This window comes from Pseudomonas taiwanensis (genome assembly GCF_013393345.1).
In the GTDB taxonomy this organism is placed as follows: domain Bacteria; phylum Pseudomonadota; class Gammaproteobacteria; order Pseudomonadales; family Pseudomonadaceae; genus Metapseudomonas; species Metapseudomonas resinovorans_C.
In genome coordinates, this window is record NZ_QJRF01000066.1 from 79,524 (window position 1) to 95,266 (window position 15,743).

The following is a 15,743-nucleotide window of genomic DNA, read 5'->3' on the forward strand; positions in this document are numbered from 1 at the left end:
CCGCCTGAAGTTACGCAAAAACCATGTAAGCCAGGAGAAAATAATGATAATTCCTAGTACGTCTATCGAAGACGTCCCCATCAACGGCTTTCATAAGCTGTTGACCCTTCGATCAGGCGGCGGGTCGTTTGTTGACGGCTATGTGCTCAGCATCATCGGCGTTGTCATGGTGCAAGTCACTTCGGCAATGAGCCTCAGCAGCTTCTGGCAGGGTTTGATTGCCGCCTCGGCGTTGATCGGCATTTTTTTTGGTGGGTTCTTCGGCGGTTGGCTGAGTGAGCGATTCGGACGCAAGAAAACATTCTTCGTCGGGCCGACCTTGTTCATGATCGCGTCGCTCGCCCAGTACTGGGTTGACTCCGCCCAAGGTTTGTTCGCCCTGCGCCTTCTCATAGGCGTGGCCGTAGGTATCGAGTATCCGGTCGCCACGGCATTGCTGGTCGAGTTCCTGCCGAAAAAGTATCGCGGCCCGCGGCTGGCGACGCTGACTATCCTCTGGTTCGCTGGTGCAGCGGCTGCCTATATCGTGGGTGAAATCATCCTGCGGGTCGGTGGCGATGAGGCCTGGCGCCTGGTCCTGGCCAGCGCTGCGGTGATTGGCGCCCTCCTCTTCCTGCTGCGAATCGGCACTCCCGAGTCGCCCCGCTGGCTGCTCAGCAAAGGTCGCATTGCCGAGGCTGAGGGCGTCATCAAGCAGGTATACGGGCCCGACTTTTCTCTACTGAATCTCCCCGAGCAGCAGGAACGGAAGAAGCTCTCGTTCTGGAACCTGCTCCATTCCGGATACGGCAAACGCATGCTGTTCGTCACCGCCTTCTGGACCTGCTCGGTCATCCCGGTTTTCGCCGTCTACGCCTTCGCCACCACGGTCCTGCAGGCGCTTAACCTCAAGGGTGACTGGGCTTCCTTTGGCTCAGTGGCGATTACCCTGCTTTTCGTACTGGGTTGCATCATCGCGACCCGCCTGATCAACACCATCGGACGTCGCAGCATGCTGATCTACAGCTTCCTGTGGTCCGGCCTCGCACTGCTTGGATTGGGCATCTACCACTCCAGTTCGCAGCTGCTGATTCTGTTCCTGTTCGGTACGTACGCCTTGTTCATCGGCGGTGCGCAGGTCCTGACCCTGGTCTATCCGAACGAACTCTTCCCCACCGAGATTCGGACCTTCGCCGTCGGCATCGGGACCTCACTGTCGCGCATTGGCGCTGCGGTAGGCACCTACCTCGTGCCGATCTCCCTGCAGACCTTCGGCATCGCCTCGACCATGTATGCCGCCGCACTTGTAACGCTGGTCGGACTGCTGTTCGCACTGGCCCTTGCCCCGGAAACCCGCTCGCTCAACCTGCAACAGGCGGCCTCTCTAACGTGAAAACAATGCGCCGATCCCTGGAATGAACCGGGACTCGGTGAACATTCAACATTCAACACCCTGGAGAATGCATCGTGAACTTTGACGGTATCTTCACCCCGGCAATCACCCCCCTTACAGCGGACGGAAGCATCGATAAGTCGGCCTTCGCCGCAGTGCTGGAACACCTGATCGAATCGAAGGTTCACGGCATCGTCATCGGCGGTTCCACAGGTGAGTACTACGCCCACACCGCCCAGGAGCGCTTCGACCTCGCCGCGCACGCCAAGGACGTGATCAATGGCCGCCTGCCGCTGGTGGTAGGCACCGGCGCCGTCCGCACCGAGGAGTCGATCGCCTACGCCGAAGCGGCCAAGGCCATCAAGGCCGACGCACTGCTGGTTGGCTCGCCGCCCTACGCCCTGCCGACGCAGAAGGAAATCGCCACCCACGTTCTCGCCGTGGACCGCGCAGCTGGCCTGCCGATCATGCTCTACAACTACCCCGCCCGCATGGGCGTCGGCATGGGTGACGAGTTCTTCGCCGAGGTGGCTGACTGCAAGAACATCAAAGCCATCAAGGAAAGCTCGGGTGACACCGCCCGCCTGCATCGCCTGGCCGTGCAACACCCCGACATCGCCCTCTCTTGCGGCTGGGATGACCTGGCACTGGAATTCTTCGCCTGGGGCGCACGCAGCTGGGTCTGCGCCGGCTCCAACTTCATTCCCCGTGAACACGTAGCCCTGTACGAGGCCTGCGTGATCGAGAAGGACTTCGACAAGGGCCGCCGCATCATGGCCGAACTGATGCCGCTGATGGACTTCCTCGAGAGCGGCAAATTCGTGCAGTCCATCAAGCACGGCTGCGAGCTGATCGGTCTGCGCGCCGGTGGCGTGCGCGCGCCCATGCAGCCGCTCGAAAGCGAGGAGAAACAAGCGCTGCAAGAGGTTCTCAGTGTTCTCAAGCGCAACATCGCGAAAATCACCGAGGGTTCCAACAATGGCTGAATTGCTGAGCAAGGCACAGTACGCGGAAATCGCCGCCAAAGTGGAATTCCGTACCCAGGCGTTTATCGACGGTAAGTTCCGCAAGGCGCTGTCAGGCCGTACCTTTGTCACCACCAACCCGGCCACCGGCGAGGTACTGGCCGAGATCGCCGCTTGCGACGTGCAGGATGTCGATGTGGCCGTGGCCGCCGCCAAGCAGGCTTTCGAGGACGGCCGCTGGTCGAAACTGCAGCCCGGCGAGCGCAAGCACATCCTGCTCAGGTTCGCCCAACTGCTGGAAGACAACGCCCATGAACTGGCGGTGCTCGAATCGCTGGACAGCGGCAAGCCGGTCAGCGAGTGCCAGAACGTCGACGTGCCGGAAACCATCCACACCATCCGCTGGCACGCTGAGCTGATCGACAAGATCTACGACTGCACCGCCCCGACCGGCAACGCGGCCGTGACCATGGTGGTGCGCGAAGCAATCGGCGTGGTCGGCCTGGTGCTGCCGTGGAACTTCCCGCTGCTGATGCTCGCCTGGAAGATCGCCCCGTCGCTGGCAGCCGGTTGCTCGATCGTGGTCAAGCCGGCCAAGGAAACCACCCTGAGCGCCCTGCGTGTGGCGGAGCTGGCCTATGAGGCGGGTATTCCTGCGGGCGTGTTCAACCTCGTCCCGGGTGGTGGGCGTGAAGTGGGCGAGGCCATTGGCCGCCACATGGACATCCCCATGGTCAGCTTCACCGGCTCCACCGACACCGGCCGCCTGTTCCTGAAGTACGCCGCCGAGTCCAACCTCAAGCGCATCGTTCTGGAACTCGGTGGCAAGAATCCGGCGGTGGTCATGAACGACTGCGAGAACCTGGACGAAGTCGCCCAGTTCGTGACCGCCGGTGCGTTCTGGAACATGGGCGAGAACTGCTCGGCGTCCTCGCGCCTGATCGTCCACAAGGACGTCAAGGACGCGCTGCTGTCGCTGATCGTCAAGCACCTCAAGGACTGGAAACTCGGCGACCCGCTGGACCCGGACAATCGCCTGGGCGCTATGGTCAGCAAGTCGCACTTCGAGAAGGTTCGCTCCTACCTGGCATACGCCACCGAGCAGAAACTCAATGTGGTGCAGGGTGGCGAGACCGATTCGGGCGTGTTCGTGCAGCCGACCATCATCGACGGCGTGTCTCGCGACAGCCGCCTGTTCATCGAGGAGATCTTTGGCCCGGTACTGAGCGTCACCAGCTTCTCGACCATCGATGAGGCGATCGAGTTGGCCAACGATACCGTCTACGGCCTGGCCGCTTCGGCCTACACCGGCAGCCTGCGCAATGCCCTGCGCCTGTCGAGGGAGATCCGTGCCGGCGTGGTCACCGTCAATTGTTTCGGTGAAGGCGATGCCTCGACCCCATTCGGCGGTTACAAGGAGTCCGGTTTCGGCGGTCGCGACAAGTCGATCTGGGCCCATGACCAGTACACCGAACTGAAAACGATCTGGATCAACGCGGCTGAGTAACGGCGCGTCGATTGCCCTGATTCGCCACCGCCTTCTGCGCGGTGGTCGAGTCGGGGATTTTTTGCATGACCGCACCCAAGCAGCCAATCGCTCATGGACGAGCGCCACCCATGCCGCGCGTACACAAATCGATGTCGTTTTTCCTCAACGCGGTGGCGAGTAGGACCAACCGATCTCCGCTCCACGTGGACTATGTTGGCCTCGCGTGATGCTTGCCAGAAATGAGTGTCAGCGCTGGTGCGCCGCCGAGTCGAGCGGCGAAATGAGTTACCAGCGATCTGGTGGCAGCCTCGCGTCTCCATAACAAGTCCAAGAGAAGAGATCAGAATGACTATCACCCGAGCGGAAAGCGCAAGCAGCGAGCTGGCGCAAGGCTTCAAGCCTCGCCACATAACCATGCTCTCCATCGCCGGCATCATCGGCGCGGGATTGTTCGTTGGCTCAGGCCATGCCATCGCATCTGCCGGCCCTGCCGCAATCGTGGCCTATGCATTGGCCGGGGCCCTTGTCGTGCTGGTCATGCGCATGCTGGGAGAAATGGCCGTAGCCAGCCCCGATACGGGTTCGTTCTCCACCTATGCCGACCGGGCCATCGGCCGATGGGCCGGCTTCACCATCGGCTGGCTGTACTGGTGGTTCTGGGTCCTGGTCATTCCCATTGAAGCGATCGCCGCAGGCGTTGTGCTGAACAACTGGTTTCCCCAGGTCGAGACCTGGTTCTTCGCACTTGGCGTGACCGTGCTGCTCACCGCGACAAACCTCTTCAGCGTGGCGAAGTACGGCGAGTTCGAATTCTGGTTCGCGATGCTCAAGATCATCGCGATCGTGGCCTTCATCGCGCTGGGTGCCAGTGCTCTTCTCGGAATCCTGCCTGATCGTGAGGTAAGCGGCCTGCAGCGCCTGACGCTGGAGCACGGTGGGTTCATGCCCAATGGCTGGACCGCAATCATCGGTGCCCTGCTGACGACGATGTTCAGCTACATGGGTACCGAGGCAGTGACCATTGCGGCGTCCGAATCGAGCGACCCTGCCAGGAACATCGCCAAGGCTACCCGCTCCGTGATCTGGCGAATCAGTGTTTTCTATCTCCTGTCGATCTTCGTCATCATCTCAGTCGTGCCGTGGAATGACCCGCTGCTGCCGGTCCAGGGTTCCTACCAGCGCGCGCTGGAAATCATGAACATCCCCTACGCCAAGTTCCTGGTCGACATGGTGGTGCTGGTGGCAGTCGCCAGTTGCCTGAACTCGTCGATCTACATTTCCTCCCGCATGATCTTCTCGCTCGGCAAGCGTTCCGATGCGCCCGCTTTCATCCAGCGGACTTCCGCAGCAGGCGTACCCCGCGCCGCCGTCATCGCCAGCACCCTCATCGGTATGCTGACGACCGCCTTGAACTTCTTCGCACCCGCTCAAGTCTTTGCGTTCCTGCTGGCCAGCTCCGGCTCCATCGCCCTGCTGGTCTATCTGGTGATCGCGTTTTCCCAACTGCGCATGCGTTCGATGCTGCAGAAGCAGAATGCAGAAATCGCCTTCAAGATGTGGCTGTTCCCCTGGCTGACCTGGGCGGTCATCGCCTTCATCGTCTTCGCCCTGGGCGTGATGTTCGTCATGCCTCAGCACCGCCTCGAAGTGACTTCGACCCTGGGCCTGGCGGTCATGATCATGCTGATCGGCATCACCACCAAACGACAGCACCACCAACCCGAGCGGGTCGGCGCAGTAGGAAAAACCGCCTGATCTGAACCACTACACACCGGGGTACATCCACTCCGGGTCGGACTCGAAGCGCCCAGGCGATAACGCCTGGGCGTTTCCTGCTTCCGGGCTTGTGCCCGGCCAGATGATGCGGGCCAGCCCAGATGCTGAAGAGTCGAACCAGTTGAAATTGAACGAGGAAGAGATTGAGAGAGCGGAGGTTTTTTAGCGACGGTTTGCAGGGACGGAACCTCCGGTTTGTGGGTGAACACAAGGATGAGCAGTTACCTCAAGCTCGAGTGGGCTTCGTCCTGCTCGAGCATTTTTCTCTCCCGGCCTTCACGCAAGCGCTCGACACCCTGGTGACCGCCAACCTGATTCGCGCAGGTGCGTTCTCCACCAAAACCTTCACGCTGGATGGCACGTCAGTAGCCAGCGACCTCGATCTGGTGATTTCGCCGAGTTCGCCACTTCACGGCGAGCTCTTGCGCGAACTCGATCTGCTTGTTGTGTGTGGGGGGCTTCGGACAACGCTATGTGCTTCGCCGCAGCTGACACACGTGCTGCACGTGGCAAAGGACCGGGGCGTCGCCCTCGCCGGCCTCTGGAATGGCGCATGGTTCCTGGGGCAGGCCGGGTTGCTCGATGGCTACAAGTGTGCGGTGCATCCGGAAAATCGGGCCGCTCTCGCTGAGCTGGCCAAGAGCAGCCAAGTGACGTGCGAGAGCTTTGTCGTGGATCGCGACCGGCTGACCGCCGCGAGTCCGACGGGTGCCTTCCACATGGTCTTGAAATGGATCGACCTCCTGCATGGCCGCGGGCTGGTCGACGCTATTGTCGATATCCTGGCGTTCGAGGAATCACGCTATCGACGCGTCCATCCGTCTCTGCACGAGAAGATGAGCGAACCGGTCCGCGACGCGATTACCCTGATGAGCGCGAACATCGAGGAGCCGCTTACCCAGGACCAGCTCGCGCGCTATGTCGGCCGCTCCAAGCGGCAAATGGAGCGACTCTTCCAGCAGCAACTCGGAACCACGCCGGTTCGCTTCTATCTGGAGTTGCGTATTACCGAGAGCCGCCGCCTGCTCCAATACTCAGACCTACCCATTGCGGAGGTCAGCGTTGCCTGCGGCTTCGCCTCCGCCAGTCATTTCAGCAAGTGCTACGCCGCGTTTTATGGTTACTCCCCGTCCAGGGAAGTTCGACACGGCCATGTGAAATCCACGAAATAGCAGGCGCGAGGGCCTCGCGGGTCAGGCGATCACCCGCTCCCGCAACCTGGCCAGCATGCCGAGGATGCTGCCGACACGCTGGTTTTCGCCGGCCTCCTTCGGCACCTCGGCCACACGCGGGACCAGGTCAAGGGGTTGGGAACGCCAGAGAAAAGCCTGTTCGGCTGCAGCCTTCAGGCCCTTCTCGAACAACCCCCGACGAATCGGCTTGGGCAGGTAGCGGAAGATCTGCGCTTCGTTGATCAGCTTCAGCAGCGCCTGGGTATCGCGGAATGGTGTCACCACCAGGCTGAGCAGGCGCGGATGGGCCTGGGCCAGGGATTTCAGCAGCGGCGCCATGTCCTCGCCGCCGAGCTTGAGGTCGCTGACGAGCAGGTCCACGGGTTCCAGGTTCAGCGTCACCAGCGCTTCGCTCAAGTTGTGGGCGCGTATCAACCGATGGCCGCCGGCCTGGCAGAAGGCTTCGACGCAATGCAGCGTTTCCGGGTCGTCGTCGAGCAGTAGCAGGTTCAGCGGTGCGGCCAGGTCGCTGGTGGCGGCGGTGACCGGCGCACTGGCCTGGCGCTCGGCGATTTCCGCTGCCTGGCGCAAGGTGAAGGCCATTTCCTGCGGGTCCCAGGGCTTGGTCAGGTAGCGGAAGATGCCGCCGTTGTTCAGGGCCTCCACCGCAGCGTCCAGGTCCGAATAACCGGTAAGCAGGATGCGCAGACACTCCGGGGCGACTTCTCGCGAGCGGGCCAGCAGTTCAGCGCCGCTCATGCGTGGCATGCGCTGGTCGCTGACGATGATCTGCACCGACTCTTCCTTCAGGCGCTCCAATGCCCGCAGCGGATCGCTCTCGGTGATCACCTCGTACTGGCGACGGAACTGCAGCGCCAGGCTGCGCAGGATGCGCTCCTCGTCATCGACGAAGAGGATGCGGACAGGTGAGGTCATGGGCTCAGGCACTCCGTTTCAGTTCGACCGCCTGACTGCGCGGCAGGCTGATGAGAAAGCGCGTTCCGCGCCCCGGCTCCGACGCCACGCGGATGCTGCCGCCGTGGTCGCGAATGATCTTGTAGCTGATGGACAACCCCAATCCCGTGCCCTGCCCCACCGGCTTGGTGGTGTAGAACGGGTCGAAGATGCGTTGCATGACTTCCGGCGGCATGCCCCGACCGCTGTCCTGCACGGAGATGCAGACATGGACGTCGTCGGCCCAGCTCTTCACCTGGATGCGCCCCGGTGCATCCATGGCCTGGGCCGCGTTGGTGAAAAGGTTCAACAGCACCTGGTTGATCTGCGACGGCGCGCAGGCGATACGCGGCAGCTCACCCAACAGTTGGAAAACCTCGGCCTTGTCCTTGATGTGATTGCGGGCGATGAGCAAGGCGCTGCGGATGCAATCGTTGAGGTCAACTTCCTCGCTCATGGCACGGTCAAGACGGGCGAAGTCCTTGAGTCCGGACACCAGCTCGGCGATCTGGTCGAGGCCGTAGAGCGTGTCGCCGAACAGCTGTCGCAAGTCGTCCACCAGCAGCTCGGGAGCGGCTGCTTCACGGCTGGCGGCGGCTCGTTCCAGCGCTTCAGCCAGCCGCTGTTCGTCACAGTTCGGGTCTTCCAGGCAAGAGGCCAAGGCAGCCTGGCTCGCGGCCAGGGCGAACAACGGTGTGGTCAGCTCTTCCATCAGCTGCACGTTGTTCTTCACATACCCCAGCGGCGTGTTCAGCTCATGGGCGACGCCCGCCACCATCTGGCCGAGGGATGCCATCTTCTCCGACTGCACCAGTTGCGCCTGGGACTCCTTCAGGTCCACCAGTGCCTGGCGCAGTACACGGTTGCGCTGGGCAACGCGCAGCTCCATGGCTTTCAGCAAATCAAGCACCGTACCCAGTCCCAGGTAGCGTCCCTGCTCGTCCACCAGGATGAAATCTTCGGTAATGGGGTACTGCAATTGCGCGGTGACCTGCTTGGCCGCCGGCTCCAGGCCAGAAGCGAGCGCCACGGTCAGCGGCACCGGATTCATCACGTCGCCCACCGGACGGCGGCCCCAGAGGTCGCGGCCAAAGCGCTGCATGAAGATGTCCTGCAAGGTATAGCGGCTGACCAGCCCCAGCGGCTTGCCCTGCGCGTCCACCACAGGTAGCGACAGGAACGCCTTGTGCTCGGGCGTCAGCAGGCGATCAGCCACATCGCTGATACTCATTTCCGGGGCCAGCGGCTCCACGGTCTTGAGCAGGCGAGCCAGACTGCTTGCGGCTGCCATGAGCGGTTCTCCGGGCGACATTTGAGTGCAGCGCATTCAAGCAGCATCAGGTTGCCATCATGTGACAGGCGTCTCATGCAAGAAACAAATGGCAAGGAAGCGAAGTAGCGACAACACTGAATCTCGACGCCAACAGGAACCATCACCATGCCCGAAAAAGCCGCCACCCCGAGCCCCCGCAAAGGTCTGCTGCTCCGCCTGCTGCGAATCCTTGCCTGGCTGCTCATGGCGGTAGCGCTGGTCTGCGTGACGCTGTACCTGGCATTCGGCCCCGCGCAGCTGTTCGAGCGCCTGAAGCCGCCCCCACCGATCTTCCCGGAGAGCAATGGCATCGAAGCCCCCTCCGCACCGGTTGCCGCCGCGCCAGTTCCCGCCCCTGTCCAGGCACCAGCCAGCTCGCAGGAAATGGTCGAGCTGATGATGGAGAGCATCGAAGACATCTGGGGCGAGTTCCTCGCCCGTGGCGACTACTCCTACAAGAAGGCCAAGCTAGTCACCTATCGGGGCAAGGTCGAGTACCCCTGCAAAGACGTCGGCGCGGCCAGCGGCCCCTTCTATTGCCCCGGCAGCAAGAGCCTTTATGTGGACCTGGACTTCCTCGACGGCCTGCAGAAGAAATCGCCTGATGTCGGCGACTTCGCGCGAAGTTACGTCGTGGCGCACGAAGTCGCCCACCACATGCAGAACCTCGTGGGCGTCAACAGCTGGATCAAGGATATGAAGGAAGGCGGCGTCGAACTCTCCGGACCGGAAGGCCTGGTGGTCGCCCAGGAGCTACTGGCCGACTGCCTGGCTGGCAGCTGGGCCAGCTACGCCCAGAAGAAATACGCCTGGGTGAAACCCGAAGAGGTGGACAAGATGCTGCAGGCGGTCATGACCTATGGAAAGGAACAAGCCACCATCCCGGGCAAAGCCCCCATGCGCGACCCACTCACCCACGGCACCTTCGAGCAACGCCAGAAGTGGCTGCACACCGGCATCGAAACCGGCGACCCGCAACGATGCTTGCAGCTGTTTACGGGGATTGCGCAGTAGTGAATCTACCTCCTTCACACGCTCCAACGTCTGATGAAACGCCGTAGCAGTCGGGCAAGCGCCCGTGCTGGTCGGGTAGTTCGCAAGGAATCGTCGCCTATAAGGCGACGTCCACTCCCGAGCGTGTCCAGCTACGCTTACGAACCCACCGATTGAGGCGCGTCGCCTACCTGTCGAAATACGCGCGCCTCCTCCTCAAAGGAACATCCCGCCCGAAGCTTCCACCCGTTGCCCGTTGATCCAGCGACCCGCGTCGGAAAGCAGCATGGCCACGGCTGCGCCAATGTCTTCCGGCAAGCCGACGCGTCCGAGGGCGGTATTGCCGGCGATGAAGGCATTGACCTGGGAATTGTCCCGCACCACGCCGCCACCGAAATCGGTCTCGATGGCACCGGGGGCCAGGACGTTCACGGAAATGCCGCGCGCACCCAGCTCCTTGGCCTGGTAGCGCGTCAGCACTTCGATGCCGCCTTTCATTGCCGCATAGGCGGCATAGCCCGGTAGTGCGAAGCGCGCCAGGCCCGTGGAGATATTCAGGATGCGCCCACCGTCGGCGATCAGCGGCAGGAGTTTCTGGGTGAGGAAGAACGGCCCCTTGAGCTGAACGTTCACCAACTGGTCGAACTGCTCCTCGGTGGTTTCGGCGAAGCTGGCATGGATGCCGATGCCCGCGTTGTTCACCAGGAAGTCGAAGTCGTCGCGGCCGAACTCGGCCTTCAGCAGCCGGCCCAGGCTGGCGGCAAAGGCGTCGAAGGTGGCGCTCTTGCTCACGTCCAGCTGAAGCATCGCGGCATGTCCGCCCAGGTCCATGATTTCGCGGCTGAGGGATTCGGCGTCCTCCAGCTTGCTGTGGTAGGTACCGATGATGTCGATGCCCTGGGCCGCCAGGTGCTGCGCCATGCTTTTGCCGAGGCCACGGCTGGCGCCGGTGATGAGTGCGATCTTGCGGGTCATTGCAATGCTCCTGGGTGGCAGGTGGTGGATGTGGTGAGGAGCTTATTGTCCGGACAAAGACCGATAAATAATCTGTAATCGGAATTACTGATCGCCCATTACGAACAATCCGGAGGGAGGCGCCACACGGATGAACAAGCTGGAGCTACTGAGAACCTTCGTACGGGTCAGCGAGCTGTCAAGTTTCACCCAGGCCGCCGACAGCCTCGGCCTGCCCCGCTCTACCGTGTCCGACCAGATTCAGGCGCTGGAGGAACTCATCGGTACGCGCCTGCTGCAACGCACCACACGCAAGGTGCGAGCGACCCAGGACGGCTTGTTGTTGTATGAGCGTAGCCGCGAGTTGCTGGCGCAGATGGACGAACTGGAGGGCTTGTTCCGCCAGGACGCCACGGCATTGTCAGGCCGCATCCGGGTGGACATGCCCACGGTCCTGGCACGCAAGGTGGTAATGCCGCGCCTGGCCGAATTTGCCGATCTGCACCCGGGAATCGAGCTGGAAGTCAGCAGCACCGATCGGCGGGTGGACCTAGTACGTGAGGGCTTCGACCTGGTGCTGCGGGTCGGGCCATTGCTGGACACGTCGCTGGTGGCGAGGCCCCTGGGCGCCTTCCCGGTGGTCAATGTCGCCAGCCGCGCCTACCTCGCCGCCCATGGTGTACCGCGCTCGCTGGAGGATCTGGCGAACCATCGGCTGGTGCACTACGTGTCGGTCTTGGGCAGCCGGCCAGCGGGTTTCGAGTACCTGGCCAGCGGCAGGGTGCATTACCTGCCCATGGCCGGCAGCGTGACCGTGAACAATGCCGAGGCGTACAGCGCCGCCTGCCTGGGCGGGCTGGGTCTGATCCAGGTGCCGCTGCATGGTGTGCGCGAACTCCTTGAAAGCGGCGAACTGGTGGCGCTCCTGCCGGAATTCCAGGCGCCGCCACTGGAAGTGACCCTGCTCTACGCGCACCGCCGGCTACCCCGGCGTGCGCGCGCATTCATGGACTGGCTGGAACGGGTGGTTGAGGGCCAGACCGCGCCCGTTTCTCAGGGAACGTAGGTACAGCGGTTGCGGCCGTTGTGCTTGGAGTCGTAGATGGCCTGATTGAGGCAGCCTGGTTCACCGACCGGCTGGTGGGAGCGAGCTTGCTCGCGAAAGGCCTTGCACCGGGTTGTTCGCGAGCAAGCTCGCTCCTACAGATGGGCTGCGGTATCGCCTTCAACGCGTGAGCAAGGGTTTGCCCCAAGGAGTAATCGGACGTCCTGATCGGACGGCTGGCGAATAAAAGGTTAGGCATTCCTCGAAAGCACAGGTATTGTGTCGAGCGCTGTGATGCATGTGTCACCGGAAAACGGTCTGTACTTTAGCGGTCCCCTTTTCATCGGTTGCCGATTCTCTGCACTCAGTGACAGGCTGGAACGTTCCAGCCCAGCAATAACTCAGTTTCTAGGAGACATTCCAATGTCCGAGCGCCAAACCGGCACCGTCAAGTGGTTCAACGATGAAAAGGGCTTCGGCTTCATTACCACCGATAACGGTCCCGATCTGTTCGTTCACTACCGTTCTATCCAAAGCGCCGGCTTCAAAAGCCTGAAGGAAGGCCAGAAGGTCTCCTTCATCGCTGTGCAGGGCCAGAAAGGCCTGCAAGCCGACGAAGTGCAAGTGCTGTAAGCACAAGCCGATAAAAGAACCGGCCTTCGGGCCGGTTTTTTTTTCAGTCGTTCCAAATGGCCCACCCCGGCCATCACGTACAGAGAAGTGATATGCGCATCAAGACCTCCCACAGCAGCACCCCCAAGCCGCCGGCAGCCACCACCAGCAGCGAAGCCCTGGAAGCGCAGATTGCCGCCTTCCTGAACAAGGGTGGCGAGATCCAGGAAATCGCCAAGGGCGTCAGCGCCCAGGTCGCGCCGAGCCGCCATATCCGCATCGGCAACAAGTAAGACCCTCTGGGCGCCCTGGGGCGGACAGGTGCCAGACCTGCCGCCCGGCGTCACCGCTCCGTCCTGCCGATGGGCGGATGCCGCTTGCAATGAATCTCGCCCGACTAAACTTCCCCACAGGCCGAATGCGGCCGGAAACCGGGGGTAACGGTCGGATGGGGGCCGGCGTCAGCCAGCTGGGAGGTGTCCCATGCAGCGGCACTACTACATCAGCGACAATCTCAAAGACCTGGAAAGGGTCGAAGACGAACTCGAAGCGCAGGGCATCGACCACGAGCAGATCCATGTGCTCAGTGATCGCGATGCCGACGTCGAGCATTACCATCTCCACGACGTCTCCTCCGTGATGAAGCGCGACATGGTGCATTCCGGCATGATCGGCGTCGGCATCGGCGTGGCCCTGGCGGCCATGGTGATGCTGGTGGCCTGGTTCAGCGGCTGGACCGGCACCGCCGCCGGCTGGATTCCCTTTATCTTCCTCGCCATCGCCCTGTTCGGGTTCAGCGTCTGGGAAGGCAGCCTGTTCGGAATCCAGACACCCAATGCCGTGGTGAAACGCTTCCAGCGCACGCTGGACGAAGGCAAGCATGTGTTCTTCGTCGACGTGAAACCCACCCAGGAACCGATTCTCGCCCGCGTCGTCAGCCACCATCCGATGCTCAGGACCGCCGGCATGGGCCAGGCCACGCCAGACTGGGCCGAGAACCTGCAACACCGCCTGCATCAATTGCGCAAGATGATGTAGCGGCACCTCGCGGCGGCGGATGCAACGCCCAGCGTCATCCGCCGCTTCATACCCCTTCCCTTCAGCCCTGATCCGGCACGGTGCTGGCTCGCGCCTCGGCCAGCAGCCAGTCAATCAGGCGACGCACCTTTTCCGGCGGTGGCAACCGGCGGCTCCAAGCCAGCCGATAGGCCCAGGGTGTCGGCAGGCGGCACTCTTCGCCGAAGGGCAGCACCAGCCGCCCGTTGGCAATGTCGTCGCAGGCCAGGGCCGTTGACCCCAGTGCGAACCCTTGCCCGCTCACCGCTCCCTGGATGGCATGGCCGATCAGGCCGAAACGCATCCCGCCCCTGACCGGCCCCGGCTCGCCGACAAAGGTGGCGAACCAGTCTTCCCAGCTCGGCAGATGCAGATTGGCGGTGTTTTTCCAGTGGGTGTGGATAAGTCGCGCGCCCAGCATGTCCCGCGGCTTGCGTATCGGGCCGAACTGTTCCAGGTACGCCGGACTGCAGACGGGGAAGAACTCTTCGAGAAACAGCAACTCGCTGGCGGGCATGGGTGTTTCGGTAGTGGTGAAGCGGATGGCGAGGGTGGCCTCGCCCCGCTCAAGGTCCACCAGTTGCTCGGTGGCCTCGAGGCTGAGGGTAATGTCCGGGTTACTGGCGGCGAACTGGTTGAGCCGACGCATCAGCCAATGGCTGGCGATCGACGGCGCACAGGTGATGTGGATGGGGCCCTCGTCCTGGCCACGCAGTTCGTCGGCACCGCGGGTGAGCAACTCGAAGGCCTGGGTAACGGTGGCGGCCAGGCGATGACCGTTGTCATTGAGCGTGACGGTGTTGCGCGTGCGGTCGAACAGGCTCACACCCAACTCGCTCTCCAGCAGGCGGATCTGGCGGCTCACCGCTCCCGGCGTTACGGAAAGCTCCTGGGCGGCCTCGGTGAAATTACGGCTGCGGGCGGCGACCTCGAAGGTGCGCAAGGCGATGAGCGAAGGAAGACGCATGGCGGGTTCGCTTTGAGTTCTAGTCAAAGCATGATGACAAATCATCGTTTGAATGCAAGGCGCCCGAGGACCGATCCTGCGCCCATTGGCGGCCTCTGCCGCGCCCCTCTGCCTTGCGAGTCGAACGATGAAACCCTCCCGCCTCCCCCTGGACTGGTTCGCCTGCGGACTGATGTTCGTCCTCTGCATCTGCTGGGGTTTCCAGCAGGTGGCGATCAAGCTGACCATCGACGACGTGCCTTCGATCCTGCAGCTCGCCGTCCGCTCCGGCGGAGCGGCCCTGGTGCTGGGCGCGCTGGTGTTGTGGAAAGAAGGTCGCGGCGCCTTCAGCGACGGAACCCTGCTACCCGGTATCGCCGTCGGCACGTTGTTCGCGCTGGAATTCCTGTTCATCGGCGAAGGCCTCAACCACACCAGCGCCTCGCACCTGTCGGTGTTCCTCTATACCGCGCCCATGTTCGCGGCCCTTGGCCTGCACCTCATGCTGCCGGAGGAACGCCTCTCCCCTGTGCAATGGCTCGGTGTCATGGTGGCGTTCGGCGGCATTGCCACCGCGTTCCTCGGCCAGCCCTCCGACGCACCCGGCAACGTACTGCTGGGCGATGCCTATGCCCTGTGCGGCGCCGCAGCCTGGGGTGCCACGACCCTGGTGATCCGTGGTTCGTCGCTGTCCGAGGCCAACCCGGTGAAAACCCTCTTCTATCAGTTGTTCGGCGCAGTCCTGCTGCTTACCGTCGTGGCCTTCAGCACCGGCAAGACCGACATGCAACTGACCGAGAAGGCAGTCATCAGCCTGGCCTTCCAGGTGGTGGTAATCGCGCTCATCAGCTACCTCGCCTGGTTCTGGCTGCTGCGGCGCTACCTGGCCACCCGTCTGTCGGTGCTGTCCTTCATGACTCCCCTGTTCGGCGTGACCTTCGGCGTGCTGGTACTGGGAGAAACGATCGACCTGTCCTTTGCCATCGGCGCCACCCTGGTGCTGGGCGGCATCGTGCTGGTCAGCGGAGCGGAGCTGCTGCGCGGTCGCCGGCAGCGCAAGTTATCGACGCCTTCCGAGGCCTGATCGATCGAGGGGT

15 protein-coding genes are annotated in these 15,743 nt (G+C 62.5%); 11 read left to right on the forward strand and 4 right to left on the reverse strand.

Annotated features, from left to right (window positions below):
• Positions 1-43 precede the first annotated feature (43 nt).
• The 5 genes from DM872_RS18185 to DM872_RS18205 all read left to right on the forward strand — a co-directional run bounded on the left by DM872_RS18185 (position 44) and on the right by DM872_RS18205 (position 6,774).
• On the forward strand, positions 44-1,372 hold the full coding sequence (locus tag DM872_RS18185) for an MFS transporter (protein WP_179060789.1): 1,329 nt from the start codon (positions 44-46) through the stop codon (positions 1,370-1,372).
• A gap of 74 nt (positions 1,373-1,446) precedes the next feature.
• Positions 1,447-2,358 carry a dihydrodipicolinate synthase family protein gene (locus tag DM872_RS18190; RefSeq protein ID WP_179060790.1) on the forward strand — a complete coding sequence of 304 codons (912 nt, stop codon included), beginning with the start codon at positions 1,447-1,449 and terminating at the stop codon, positions 2,356-2,358.
• The gene (locus tag DM872_RS18195) at positions 2,351-3,844 is read left to right on the forward strand and encodes an aldehyde dehydrogenase (RefSeq protein ID WP_179060791.1); all 1,494 of its coding nucleotides are present in this window, start codon (positions 2,351-2,353) and stop codon (positions 3,842-3,844) included. The genes DM872_RS18190 and DM872_RS18195 overlap by 8 nt, the downstream gene beginning before the upstream one ends.
• Positions 3,845-4,171: 327 nt before the next feature.
• Positions 4,172-5,581, forward strand: a complete 1,410-nt coding sequence (gene gabP / locus DM872_RS18200) for a GABA permease (RefSeq protein WP_179060792.1) — start codon at positions 4,172-4,174, stop codon at positions 5,579-5,581.
• A 164-nt stretch (positions 5,582-5,745) separates the two neighbouring features.
• Positions 5,746-6,774 (forward strand): GlxA family transcriptional regulator, encoded by a 1,029-nt coding sequence (locus DM872_RS18205; protein WP_179060793.1) that lies wholly within the window; start codon positions 5,746-5,748, stop codon positions 6,772-6,774.
• 21 nt (positions 6,775-6,795) lie between these two features.
• On the opposite strand, the gene DM872_RS18210 is transcribed toward DM872_RS18205, so the two are convergent.
• Both DM872_RS18210 and DM872_RS18215 read right to left on the reverse strand, forming a co-directional pair.
• On the reverse strand, positions 6,796-7,710 hold the full coding sequence (locus tag DM872_RS18210) for a response regulator (RefSeq protein ID WP_179060794.1): 915 nt from the start codon (positions 7,708-7,710) through the stop codon (positions 6,796-6,798).
• A gap of 4 nt (positions 7,711-7,714) precedes the next feature.
• A complete protein-coding gene (locus DM872_RS18215; protein WP_256873430.1) occupies positions 7,715-9,019 on the reverse strand; it encodes a sensor histidine kinase in 1,305 nt (434 codons plus the stop codon).
• 147 nt (positions 9,020-9,166) lie between these two features.
• Between DM872_RS18215 and DM872_RS18220 the strand changes: the two genes are divergently transcribed.
• A complete protein-coding gene (locus DM872_RS18220) occupies positions 9,167-10,054 on the forward strand; it encodes a neutral zinc metallopeptidase (protein ID WP_179060795.1) in 888 nt (295 codons plus the stop codon).
• A 195-nt stretch (positions 10,055-10,249) separates the two neighbouring features.
• On the opposite strand, the gene DM872_RS18225 is transcribed toward DM872_RS18220, so the two are convergent.
• A complete protein-coding gene (locus tag DM872_RS18225; protein ID WP_179060796.1) occupies positions 10,250-11,008 on the reverse strand; it encodes an SDR family NAD(P)-dependent oxidoreductase in 759 nt (252 codons plus the stop codon).
• 130 nt (positions 11,009-11,138) lie between these two features.
• On the opposite strand from DM872_RS18225, the gene DM872_RS18230 reads away from it, so the two are divergent.
• The 4 genes from DM872_RS18230 to DM872_RS18245 all read left to right on the forward strand — a co-directional run bounded on the left by DM872_RS18230 (position 11,139) and on the right by DM872_RS18245 (position 13,682).
• A complete protein-coding gene (locus DM872_RS18230; protein WP_179060797.1) occupies positions 11,139-12,053 on the forward strand; it encodes a LysR family transcriptional regulator in 915 nt (304 codons plus the stop codon).
• A gap of 402 nt (positions 12,054-12,455) precedes the next feature.
• A complete protein-coding gene (locus DM872_RS18235) occupies positions 12,456-12,665 on the forward strand; it encodes a cold-shock protein (RefSeq protein WP_069082902.1) in 210 nt (69 codons plus the stop codon).
• 92 nt (positions 12,666-12,757) lie between these two features.
• A complete protein-coding gene (locus DM872_RS18240; RefSeq protein WP_028626729.1) occupies positions 12,758-12,937 on the forward strand; it encodes a hypothetical protein in 180 nt (59 codons plus the stop codon).
• A 190-nt stretch (positions 12,938-13,127) separates the two neighbouring features.
• On the forward strand, positions 13,128-13,682 hold the full coding sequence (locus tag DM872_RS18245; RefSeq protein WP_179060798.1) for a magnesium transporter: 555 nt from the start codon (positions 13,128-13,130) through the stop codon (positions 13,680-13,682).
• A 61-nt stretch (positions 13,683-13,743) separates the two neighbouring features.
• Here DM872_RS18245 and DM872_RS18250 read toward each other — a convergent pair whose 3' ends face one another.
• Positions 13,744-14,667, reverse strand: a complete 924-nt coding sequence (locus tag DM872_RS18250) for a LysR substrate-binding domain-containing protein (protein WP_179060799.1) — start codon at positions 14,665-14,667, stop codon at positions 13,744-13,746.
• A gap of 127 nt (positions 14,668-14,794) precedes the next feature.
• Between DM872_RS18250 and DM872_RS18255 the strand changes: the two genes are divergently transcribed.
• A complete protein-coding gene (locus tag DM872_RS18255) occupies positions 14,795-15,730 on the forward strand; it encodes a DMT family transporter (protein WP_179060800.1) in 936 nt (311 codons plus the stop codon).
• Positions 15,731-15,743: the final 13 nt, after the last annotated feature.